At 37.8% G+C, this 9865-nt stretch carries 12 protein-coding genes and 2 pseudogenes; 7 read left to right on the forward strand and 7 right to left on the reverse strand.

What is annotated here, in order from left to right; genetic code table 11:
* Positions 1–12: 12 nt before the first annotated feature.
* Complete coding sequence (locus A0J48_RS11450; RefSeq protein ID WP_200323174.1) at positions 13–1143, reverse strand: acyltransferase family protein; 1131 nt, start codon at positions 1141–1143, stop codon at positions 13–15.
* A 127-nt stretch (positions 1144–1270) separates the two neighbouring features.
* Here A0J48_RS11450 and A0J48_RS11455 point away from each other — a divergent pair, with 127 nt between their 5' ends.
* Positions 1271–1732, forward strand: a complete 462-nt coding sequence (locus A0J48_RS11455; RefSeq protein ID WP_200323175.1) for a peroxiredoxin — start codon at positions 1271–1273, stop codon at positions 1730–1732.
* Between the two features lie 102 nt (positions 1733–1834).
* Here A0J48_RS11455 and hpf read toward each other — a convergent pair whose 3' ends face one another.
* Complete coding sequence (gene hpf / locus A0J48_RS11460) at positions 1835–2470, reverse strand: ribosome hibernation-promoting factor, HPF/YfiA family (protein WP_200323177.1); 636 nt, start codon at positions 2468–2470, stop codon at positions 1835–1837.
* A 631-nt stretch (positions 2471–3101) separates the two neighbouring features.
* Between hpf and lipB the strand changes: the two genes are divergently transcribed.
* The 5 genes from lipB to A0J48_RS11485 all read left to right on the forward strand — a co-directional run bounded on the left by lipB (position 3102) and on the right by A0J48_RS11485 (position 6272).
* Positions 3102–3785: a lipoyl(octanoyl) transferase LipB gene (lipB, locus tag A0J48_RS11465; RefSeq protein WP_200323179.1), complete on the forward strand. Its 684-nt coding sequence runs from the start codon at positions 3102–3104 to the stop codon at positions 3783–3785.
* 269 nt (positions 3786–4054) lie between these two features.
* Complete coding sequence (locus A0J48_RS11470; RefSeq protein WP_200323181.1) at positions 4055–4255, forward strand: hypothetical protein; 201 nt, start codon at positions 4055–4057, stop codon at positions 4253–4255.
* Between the two features lie 194 nt (positions 4256–4449).
* Positions 4450–4674 (forward strand): type II toxin-antitoxin system HicA family toxin, encoded by a 225-nt coding sequence (locus A0J48_RS11475; RefSeq protein ID WP_200323183.1) that lies wholly within the window; start codon positions 4450–4452, stop codon positions 4672–4674.
* Entirely contained in the window at positions 4671–4895 is a 225-nt protein-coding gene (locus A0J48_RS11480) for a type II toxin-antitoxin system HicB family antitoxin (RefSeq protein ID WP_200323185.1), read from the forward strand. The genes A0J48_RS11475 and A0J48_RS11480 overlap by 4 nt, the downstream gene beginning before the upstream one ends.
* Positions 4896–5267: 372 nt before the next feature.
* Positions 5268–6272, forward strand: a complete 1005-nt coding sequence (locus A0J48_RS11485; RefSeq protein ID WP_200323187.1) for a FecCD family ABC transporter permease — start codon at positions 5268–5270, stop codon at positions 6270–6272.
* Between the two features lie 200 nt (positions 6273–6472).
* On the opposite strand, the gene A0J48_RS11490 is transcribed toward A0J48_RS11485, so the two are convergent.
* The gene (locus tag A0J48_RS11490) at positions 6473–6985 is read right to left on the reverse strand and encodes a Spy/CpxP family protein refolding chaperone (RefSeq protein WP_200323188.1); all 513 of its coding nucleotides are present in this window, start codon (positions 6983–6985) and stop codon (positions 6473–6475) included.
* Between the two features lie 192 nt (positions 6986–7177).
* Entirely contained in the window at positions 7178–7429 is a 252-nt protein-coding gene (locus tag A0J48_RS11495) for a hypothetical protein (RefSeq protein ID WP_200323190.1), read from the reverse strand.
* Between the two features lie 221 nt (positions 7430–7650).
* On the opposite strand from A0J48_RS11495, the gene A0J48_RS11500 reads away from it, so the two are divergent.
* Positions 7651–8427: an ABC transporter ATP-binding protein gene (locus tag A0J48_RS11500; protein ID WP_200323192.1), complete on the forward strand. Its 777-nt coding sequence runs from the start codon at positions 7651–7653 to the stop codon at positions 8425–8427.
* Positions 8428–8454: 27 nt separating this feature from the next.
* Here the strand turns inward: A0J48_RS11500 and A0J48_RS11505 are convergent, their stop codons facing one another.
* The 3 genes and pseudogenes from A0J48_RS11505 to A0J48_RS11515 form a co-directional block, all read right to left on the reverse strand.
* The gene (locus A0J48_RS11505; protein WP_200323193.1) at positions 8455–9132 is read right to left on the reverse strand and encodes a polysaccharide deacetylase family protein; all 678 of its coding nucleotides are present in this window, start codon (positions 9130–9132) and stop codon (positions 8455–8457) included.
* A 169-nt stretch (positions 9133–9301) separates the two neighbouring features.
* Positions 9302–9478, reverse strand: a pseudogene (tnpA, locus tag A0J48_RS11510) (IS200/IS605 family transposase); the annotation flags it as partial.
* Positions 9479–9636: 158 nt separating this feature from the next.
* Positions 9637–9789, reverse strand: a pseudogene (locus A0J48_RS11515) (transposase); the annotation flags it as partial.
* Positions 9790–9865 lie beyond the last annotated feature (76 nt).

Here is a 9865-nt window from a genome sequence, read left to right on the forward strand (position 1 = left end):
TGGGTTATTGATCTAAACTTTAATAAACCACTTTTGGCGATACATTAAAACTGCAAAACCGTACCATAAAAATACAGTAACTAAACCAAATAAAAACGAACCATTGAAATTACCCGCCCAAGATGCAAAAATGTTTTGGTAAATCCAATTGTAAATACTGATGGCGCTGTCACCTGTACCGAGTTGGGTTTTGGCTGTGATTTTGATTAACAAGACGGAAGCAACAAAAAGTGCGATCGCATTCAATCCCATGATCTCAAAAGGTTTACTCCAACGTTTTATTAACCTGACTTCTATCAATTCATAACAAGCTGCTAATAACATTAATGCCCAGCCAGAGGTAAAGACAACATAGGAACTTGTCCACAATTTTTTATTAATGGGAAATGCTACATCCCAAATAATGCCAATTACCAAACAACACAAAGCAAATAAAACTAAATCCATGCTGGTTTGTGAATTAGCCTGTTTTTTATTTCTGATCCAGTCTCCTGCAAAATAACCAGCTAATACACTAACTATAGCGGGAATTGTACTAAATAATCCTTCTGGATCTCCCATGAAATTAAAACCATCACCTTTATATAAATGTGGTTGGGGAATAATTAATCTGTCAATAAATGCGCCAAGATTACCTTCTCTTGTCAAAATTCCTGCACCATAACCGGGAACAGGAACATACATCATTGTTAACCAATAACCAATGAGTAAAACCCCTGCTAATATCCATTGACTTCTGCGCGGTAATTTTAAAACTATTAAAGATGCAAACAGGTAAGAAATACTAATTCTTTGCAATACCCCCATCACTCGCAGACTACTAAAGTCAAAAGTCCAAACACCTTTATTCCAAAAACCATTAAGTAGTAATCCTAAGACAAAAAGAATAGCAGCGCGGCCTAGGATACGTAAATAAACCGCTTGAGTAGGTTTGTTATCGGCGGTGTACTTGGATAGTGAAAATGTCATTGCTACACCAACAATGAACAGAAAAAATGGAAATACTAAATCAGTAGGTGTGCAACCGTTCCATTCAGCATGGTCTAAGAGTGCGTATTTATCATCTGCGACTCCTACCATGTTGACAAGAATCATACCCGCGATGGTAATACCACGAAACACATCCAGGGAAGTTAGACGCATAAGCAGAAGAGTTTTTTTGATAAATATCTACCCTACTCCAGCCGATGCACGTTATCAAGAAAAATGTATAGACTAAGTTACAAGGTAAACTTTTGTTAAGTAATGTTGGAATTGTGAATTTTTTACTATGTCTATCAAAGTTAAAGATACAGCCCCTGATTTTAGCCTACCCGACCAAAACGGTTCTACAGTTAGCCTGAGAGATTTTCGCGGCAAAAAGGCTGTCGTCCTTTACTTTTATCCCAAAGACGACACACCAGGATGCACTGCGGAATCTTGTGCTTTCCGAGATCAATATGAAGTGTTTAAAGCTGCTGGTGCGGAAGTTATTGGTGTCAGTGGTGATTCTAGGGAATCGCACCAAAAATTTGCAGCCAAGCACAATTTACCTTTTACACTGTTGAGTGATCAAGGCGATCAAGTACGTAAAGTTTACGGTGCAACCACCGCGTTTGGTTTTATTCCCGGCCGGGTGACTTATGTGATTGACCAAAATGGTGTAGTTCAATATGTGTTTGATTCCATGTTGAACTTTAAAGGTCACGTTGAGGAAACCCTGAAAACGTTGCAACAGTTGGCTGCAAAATAAGAGGATTTCCAACGCAGAGGGACACGGAGGTTTACGCGGAGGTTCGCAGAGTATATTCTCCGCGTTTCTCTGCGTTTTACTCAGCGTTCCTCTGCGTTTTAATTAGGCTTTAGACTTCTCTGGTAGAGCAACGTTAGCTGTTTTGCCGTTCTTGCCGTTGGTATAACCGTTACCATTGCGGGGTTGAATTACGCCGTAACCACCGTGGTTGCGTTCGTAAATAACGTTAATCTCTCCTGTTTCAGCGTTACGGAACATATAAAAGTCGTGTCCTACTAGTTGCAGTTGTTCTTGGGCTTCTGCAACGGTCATGGGGGGCATGGAAAAATATTTGGTGCGGACAACTTCTCCTGGTAGTTCGGGGGTGCGATCGCCTATTAAATCGTTTACTGGTTCAGGAACTACCGCTTCATTAGTTGGTATGGGTTGGGTTTTGTGATCTTGTCTTCTTTCTTTATATTTACGCAGCTGACGAGCTATTTTATCCGCCACTAGGTCAATACTGGCATATAAGTTTTCGCTGCTTTCCTCCGCACGGATGACGCTACCATTAGCGTAAATAGTTACTTCCGCTGCTTGTTTTGTACTAATTCGGGGATTGCGAGCCACGCTTAAATGGACATCCACTTCGTTTGTGATGTTCTGGAAATGATTAACTGCTTTTTCAATTTTTTGATGCACATATTCGCGTATAGCATCGGTAATTTCTATATTTTTGCCGTGGATGACAAGCTTCATGTAAACTCTCCCGCTCAATATTTATTTGATGTGTATGTGTTATCTATGAACAGAGATTGCGGTAAGGTCTATCACTGCCGCCAATACAAATTATTAACTTCTTTTGATGTACGGCTGTAGCATCTGCTCTCAGGTTGCTGCATCTTAATGATAAGTACCTCTAGCCTTGATTTACCTTGTTAAACTCTGTGTGGCTATCCAACTGATTACTATACAATTGGATGTCCTAGGAAAAGTCCTCCATCAATTAATCTTAACTGTTTTGTAACTGATTTTTCAGTGGGAGCAACCTTTACAAATCTAGGAGTAGTTGCTCTTAATATCCTGCTGTTGGATGGCTCACTGTTGATAGAGAATCAAAGCCTGGAGCAGCAGTTTTAATTCTGATAAATGTCAACAATTTCTGAAGATTCCATCAGCCATTTTATTTATTTCTCTTGTCTTGGCTTGATGCTGGTTGTAGAGAATTCCTCCTAACACCTTTGAGGTTATATATTCAAACTAGCACTTTGTTGTTTACATAGCTAATTCCCTTGACGTTCCTTTAAAATCCTTTGCATAGCTTGACATTTGTTGACTCAATGCTTGGTTTCTTTAAAATATTTGGTCATTTACCCAATTGATTTTTTGCATGATCTATAGTAAAGCACCCCAACAACACCCTTGTTTGTTATTTAACAAAGAATTAATGCCCTATTTAGATTCTCTGCAATGGCAGCGATCGCTCCTCATAGAACGCATCCACAACCCGAACCTAGAAGACGTACTCATCTTGCTGGAACATCCCCCCGTCTACACTTTGGGACAAGGTGCTAACCTAGAATTTCTTAAATTTGACCTTGACAAAAGTGAGTATGATGTGCATAGAGTTGAGAGGGGTGGCGAAGTCACTTACCATTGTCCTGGGCAATTGGTAGGGTACCCCATTTTAAATCTGCAACGTTATCGTCAAGATTTACATTGGTACTTGCGGCAACTCGAAGAAGTCCTCATTCGCGTTTTAGCACATTATGGATTACAGGGAGAACGAGTTCCTGGTTTTACTGGTGTGTGGTTAGAAGGCTATAAAGTTGCTGCTATAGGCATTAAAGTGAGTCGATGGGTGACTATGCACGGCTTTTCTTTAAATGTTTGTCCGGATATGACAGGCTTTGAGCGCATTGTTCCCTGTGGTATTGCTGATAAGGCAGTCGGTAGTCTAGCTAACTGGATTCCTGGTATCCAATGTCTAGAAGTTCGTTCTTGTATAGCAGAGTGCTTCGCTGAGGTATTTGGCGTAAAGCTAGTCAAATCTCAGTTTTACGAAGATATATAATCTTGGTTAAATTCTCGAAGAATTACATAAATTTTTCAATAAGATTGTGAGCTAGGTCACTTATTAATCACAGTGTTCAAATTACAATAGGCTCGTTTGTCAGAAAATATAGCAATCAGCAATCAGTGATCAGTAGTCAGCTTTTTAAATCTCTTCTCTGATAGCAAAGCTTAGTGCAGGTCTTTCAGGATCTGAGTATACCAAGTCTGTGCTGATTACCCAAATGTTATATGTTCAATTTTTGTATCACTCAACTTAAAAACGTGCTTGTGAATTACTCCAATAATCTACAGGTAAACTTTTCTCCATATAGCACCCTGAGAGAACGCGACTGGGAAGCTTTAATATCCCTCTTTGAAAGAGACGACAGCGATGAAATTGAAGAGGAAATTAAAAGTAAATTGGTTTGGTTAGTACCTGAACCATGTTGGGAAGATAATCCCTTTGAGTTCTTGCGTGAGTTTCTTTAATTGCTTCTTCATTGAGAAATCACAGTCATGATAGATACAATAGTCATTCAATTTACCCAACCACAAATTTGAGGTAAGTCTTTGCAAGTTGTGTAATTTTTATATTTAAGCAGGTTTTGGTTTTCAGTATTGGAGTAAAAAGGTTTTATGAAAGCGAAAAGATTAAGGGAATTCAGGGAAAATAAGAAACAGATATGCCCAAGAAAATTAGAGAATTGAAAAGTTTATTGTTGCAAGCTGGATTTACTTGTCGTACAGGTAAAGGTAGCCATACTAACTGGTATCATCCTTTGCTACCTGGGAGAGTGACTATATCAGGTAAAGATGGAAATGATGCTAAAACATACCAAGAGAAAGACGTTAGTAACGCACTCAAAAAATTAGAGGAAATTAAAAAATCTCAAGAGGAAGAAGAATGAATTATCATTACACAATAATTATTCAATGGTCTGATGAAGATCAATGTTTTGTTGTCAGTCTTCCTGAATGGGGAGAGTTTTGTCATACTCATGGGGAAACTTACGAGGAAGCTTTAAAAAATGCTCAGGAGGTGTTAGAAATGTTGGTTGAGTCTTGTTTGGCAGATGGTGAACCTCTTCCCGAACCGCAGGTTTTAGGTAAGTCTTTAAAGGTGGCGTAATTTTCATATTTATCACATTTATGTAGGTTGGGTTGAATAAATTAAACCCAACATCAATTAATTTTTGTTGGGTTGTTACTACCTACACTAAACTAAAATTTTATTTATTTTTATTTTGCTTTCATTCTTTTTCCGGCAATATAGCTGTAGACAAAGCGGTTAGGAAATTAACCAAAACTAAAACTTAGACACTCCAAGGCTTTTACCACTGTCACCTGTCACCTGTCACCTGCTATACCTAAACTGTATTAAAATATAAATGGGATTTTCAGAAATCAAAGACAGTCAAATCTTTATTCGCATCTTTTAGATTCCTGAAACCAAACCAAATTCTTAATTTCTTTACTGTTACGCCTCTACTGCAAATAACCAATGCAGAAAGTTTTCACCAAACATCGCCTAATCTGGGCAATTTTACTTCTAGTTAGCGCCTTGGCAATAACTCTTTTCGTTTCCCTTTCTCAAGGTGCAGTTCCTTTAAATATGTCCGAATTTTACCAAGCACTGACACGCCAAGGCGACCCAATTAAACAAACAATTCTGTGGGATTTACGGCTACCTCGCATTGTTGCAGCCTTAATTGTTGGTGCAGCTTTAGGAATGTCTGGCGCACTGTTACAAGGAATGTTACGTAATAGTTTAGCTGACCCTTTTATCTTGGGAATTTCCGCTGGTGCAGGACTAATTGTGATTATTATGATTGTGTTGCAAGTCTTCCCGATAGCGATTCCTGTAGCTGCTTGGTTGGGGGCAATTTTAACTTCAGCTATAGTGATTTTTCTCGGTCGTGCTGGTGGGGGAATTTCTGTAGAAAGATTAATTTTAGGAGGAGTTGCTGTTAGTGCTTTATTTGGTTCTGTGCAGAGTACGTTGTTATTAATGGCAGAAGATGGACAAGTTCAAATTGCCCTGAGTTGGTTGGTAGGAAGTTTAAATGGTCGTGGTTGGACGGAAATTTCTACAGCTAGTCCTTATATTATTTTGGCTTTATTATGTGGGTGTTTGTTGGCGCGATCGCTCAATGTTTTAGCTTTAGGTGATGATTTAACTGTAGGCTTAGGAGTTTCCTTAGTGCGATCGCGTTTATTAATTGGTGGTGTTGCCACTTTATTAGCTGCAAGTGCTGTTAGCATCGGTGGTTTAATCGGTTTTGTTGGTTTAGTTGTTCCTCACGGTGTGCGTTTAATTGTCGGTACAGATAACCGATTTGTTTTACCATTATCAGCTTTGGCTGGTGCATGGTTACTGACATTTGCTGATTTACTTTCTAGATTAGGTGCAGTAGAACTTCCTGTAGGTTCAGTGACAGCTTTGTTAGGTTCTCCTTTGTTTATTTGGTTGCTTTATCGTCGTTCTAGTGATGTTAATAAGTTTTAATATCTAGTTAAATACTGATGATGAGGACGGACGCAGAGATTTTTGAATCACCAATTAAGGGAGATAATTACACACTCAATTTTATGGAAACAATCGGTTCTAAAACCGGACTTCGTTCAAAGTTGTTAGATCGGGGTATAAATCCCCGTTCCAAAAACGGACTCCTGCCTCCTGCCTTTGTTAAGTGACTCTTAGTAGGATTAATTTTCTTTATTTTCGCTGGGAGATCTCCGCCGTTGTTTAATCATTTCGCGTTGTTCTGGGGTCAGAATTGCCTGAATTTTTTGGCGTTGTTCGCGGGTAATTTCACTCACTTGTTGTTTTTGTTCTGTTGACAGATTTAGCGATCGCAGTTTCTTCATGGACAATTTATTGCGGCCATTACTATTAGCTTGTAATTCTTGTTGCTGTTCAGGAGATAAGAGTGCAAATATTTTGGCTTCACTTTCCTCTCTAATTCGTTTCATTTCTGCTTTTTGAGTGTCAGTTAAATTGAGTTCTGACATTTTCTCGGAAGCTTGATTTATATCTCTTGAAGATGATGGATAATTTGTGCCATTTTCAGATGACGGAAGATTTGTTCCACTTTCGGTAGAATTATTGGGAACAGAAACTCGATTAGGAGAAGATAATTGACATCCAGTAGTAAGAAGCGCAATGGCTAAACCCACAACAGGTAGAGTAAAAATACTCAACATCCGTTGATTTTTCATGAATTGATACTCCATAAATACATATCAATCTAACAGAGATATACTATTTTTATATCAGTTATTTTGGGGATAGTACCAAAAATTATAGTTGCTGTTAACAAATTAAAACTACCATCTCTATCTCCTTAAATCAAGTTGATATGAGATGGTATTTGCAACAATTAACAAGAATACTCAGACCCGGATTTTATTTTAATATCGTCTTCCTGAGCGAGATTCTTGTTTATAACAATATCCTCTTTCTCGACGGTTGTCTTGTCTATGACGATATTCTCTTTCTCGACGGTTGTCTCTTCTATAGTTGTTATCTTGTCTATGATGAGTTTCTTGGCGCTGATCTCTAGAATTGTTGGGATTATCAGCTAATGCGGGGGAGATTCCTATACTACCTAGTGTAACTAAACCAAGTGTACCAAGCAAGATGAGAGATTTGTGCAAATTCATAATAAGTATTCTTGACAGTGAAATTAGTTTGAGGGTTGTTTTATTCAACCTACTTAAAGCATAAAATTATCGTTGCATATTCATGTAGGTAAAAAGTCATTATCTAATCATGACCAAAGTCATGTTTCGATGATATTATTAAATAGTAATTATGTGGAAAAAATTCGTATTATCTGGTAAAATGCAAAAAGCATAAAAATTGTTTTTCTCAATTATTAACAATGCCTCTTGAATTACAAAATCTTACGGGTGGTTATGCTGTTTCACCAATTATTGAAAATGTCAATCTATCTTTGCAAACAGGAGAATGGTTGAGTTTAGTTGGTGCTAATGGTTCAGGTAAATCTACTTTACTTAAATTAATTAGTCGGATTCTCTCCCCTCAGCAAGGAGTAATCTTACTGGATGGGAAAGAAATTCACTCACTACCTGCCAATTTAGTAGCTCAAAAATTAGCACTTTTACCACAACAACAACCCATTCCTCCTGGTTTAACTGTACGTCAATTAGTGAGTTTAGGTAGAACACCTCATCAACCTTGGTGGCAATGGGAATTGACTGGTAATGATAGACAGAAAGTTGAGACAGCAATTAAAAAAACGCAATTAGAAGATTTTAGCGATCGCTTGGTTGAAGAACTTTCTGGTGGAGAAAGACAACGGGCTTTTTTAGCTTTAGCTTTAGCACAAGAACCAAAGGTATTATTATTAGATGAACCGACAACTTATTTAGATATAAATTATCAATTGCAATTATTAGAATTACTCAAAAATCTCAATCAACAGCAACAATTAACCATTGTCACAGTATTACATGAATTAAATTTAGCAGCCCGTTATAGTTCCCGCATTGCTTTATTAAAACAAGGTCAGATTTGGGAAGTTGGTACACCAGAGACTGTGCTAACACCTCATATTATTGCTGAAGTATTTGGTGTAGAAGCCTTAATTATTCAGACTCCTGTAGGATTACAAGTTTGTGCTATTTCTCCTGTGTGAAAATCATTCATATTATTGTTGTTATCTTTAATTTTTAATTTTTAATTCCCATAACCTATCAACAGTAACAAATTCATAGCCTTGTTGTAATAACTGCGGAATTAAAATTTGCATAGTTTCTGCCACATCTTGTCCACCAAAAAACCCATCATGCAGGACAATTAAGGAACCACCTTTTACCTGCCGAAGCACGCGCTGAACAACAACAGATACACCAGGACGCACCCAATCTTCTGGGACAACACTCCACATCACAGGTTTATAATTCCACTGCCGAAATAATTTTAAAGTCTTGGGTGTGAAAAAACCATTAGGAGGACGAACATCGCGCACTTGTTCAGGTTGTAAACCACAAGCATTGTAAATAGCAGCTTGGGTTTTTTCTAAACTCAACTTGAGGTTAGTGGGAGAAAGTAGAGGAAAAGATTGATGTTCATAACCATGTAGCCCTATCCAATGTCCTCCATCTTTAACCGCTTTAGCAATGTGTGGTGAACGGTTGACACAAGCACCCAACAAAAAAAAACTAGCTTTAATATTGTAACTGTCTAAAACTGCTAATACTTGAGATGTGTATTGGGGATGTGGTCCATCATCAAACGTGATAGCAATCTTATTACTATTACTATCGCCATTCCAAAGACAGTTAGGAAAACTTGGTTGGAGAATACGATAAATAGTTGGGAATAGAGGAGCAAATTGCATAGGAATTAGTAGTTGGAGGAAGAGAAGAATGTATTTGAGATTGTATTAAAATTATTGAATATGAATAAAACTCTTGCTTATTTTTGTTAATTCTGTAGTTGTAACCTGGCCTCAGACTATTCAGGTTATTCATCCTAATTCCAATATTCAAAATTTAGACGATAGCTGGAGGAAGTTTTAGCAACTCAGGAAATTCTTTTCTCAAGAAATGAGATGCCCTTCCCTTGATTCTGTTCATGATTTGAGATGGGTTATCAGTTGGTTTAGCGTTAATAAACAGGTGTACATGGTCTGGCATTATTTCCATCGCAATGATTCTCCATCTATTTTCATCCCACCTTCCGCACCCTAAACTGTCACACAACGAAAAATGGTCGTTTGGCGATTTGAGATTGGCGATCGCCACCTAAGATTTCAACGATTTTGTATCAAAATTATCATCAAAGGTATTCAAAAATCCGAAATTACCGATTGTGACACTGGGGGGTGCGGAATGTCGGTTTCATTGCAAACATCACAGATGATCTGCTGGAGTCTTTCGGCTATTACTCCGGTGAGAACTTTTTTTCGGCGTTTAGGTATAAAAACAAAGTGGTAGTTAAGTAGTGAAACTGCGTTGCCTTCGTGCCTGTATTCATCTGGAGAAAATTTAGCCATTCTAGAAATTACCCTTGCTTGGTATATATAGATAGTGTATATTAAACAATATCTAAAAACATTAAGGAGGTGATTA

It is taken from the genome of Sphaerospermopsis aphanizomenoides BCCUSP55, from assembly GCF_001586785.1.
GTDB classification, from domain to species: Bacteria; Cyanobacteriota; Cyanobacteriia; order Cyanobacteriales; family Nostocaceae; genus Sphaerospermopsis_A; species Sphaerospermopsis_A aphanizomenoides_A.

Bases quoted from the DNA above. Each gene is read 5' to 3' on its own strand.
- A0J48_RS11450 (WP_200323174.1), bottom strand. From the start codon at position 1,143: ATGCGTCTAACTTCCCTGGATGTGTTTCGTGGTATTACCATCGCGGGT.
- A0J48_RS11455 (WP_200323175.1), top strand. From the start codon at position 1,271: ATGTCTATCAAAGTTAAAGATACAGCCCCTGATTTTAGCCTACCCGAC.
- hpf (WP_200323177.1), bottom strand. From the start codon at position 2,470: ATGAAGCTTGTCATCCACGGCAAAAATATAGAAATTACCGATGCTATA.
- lipB (WP_200323179.1), top strand. From the start codon at position 3,102: ATGATCTATAGTAAAGCACCCCAACAACACCCTTGTTTGTTATTTAAC.
- A0J48_RS11475 (WP_200323183.1), top strand. From the start codon at position 4,450: ATGCCCAAGAAAATTAGAGAATTGAAAAGTTTATTGTTGCAAGCTGGA.
- A0J48_RS11480 (WP_200323185.1), top strand. From the start codon at position 4,671: ATGAATTATCATTACACAATAATTATTCAATGGTCTGATGAAGATCAA.
- A0J48_RS11485 (WP_200323187.1), top strand. From the start codon at position 5,268: ATGCAGAAAGTTTTCACCAAACATCGCCTAATCTGGGCAATTTTACTT.
- A0J48_RS11490 (WP_200323188.1), bottom strand. From the start codon at position 6,985: ATGAAAAATCAACGGATGTTGAGTATTTTTACTCTACCTGTTGTGGGT.
- A0J48_RS11495 (WP_200323190.1), bottom strand. From the start codon at position 7,429: ATGAATTTGCACAAATCTCTCATCTTGCTTGGTACACTTGGTTTAGTT.
- A0J48_RS11500 (WP_200323192.1), top strand. From the start codon at position 7,651: ATGCCTCTTGAATTACAAAATCTTACGGGTGGTTATGCTGTTTCACCA.
- A0J48_RS11505 (WP_200323193.1), bottom strand. From the start codon at position 9,132: ATGCAATTTGCTCCTCTATTCCCAACTATTTATCGTATTCTCCAACCA.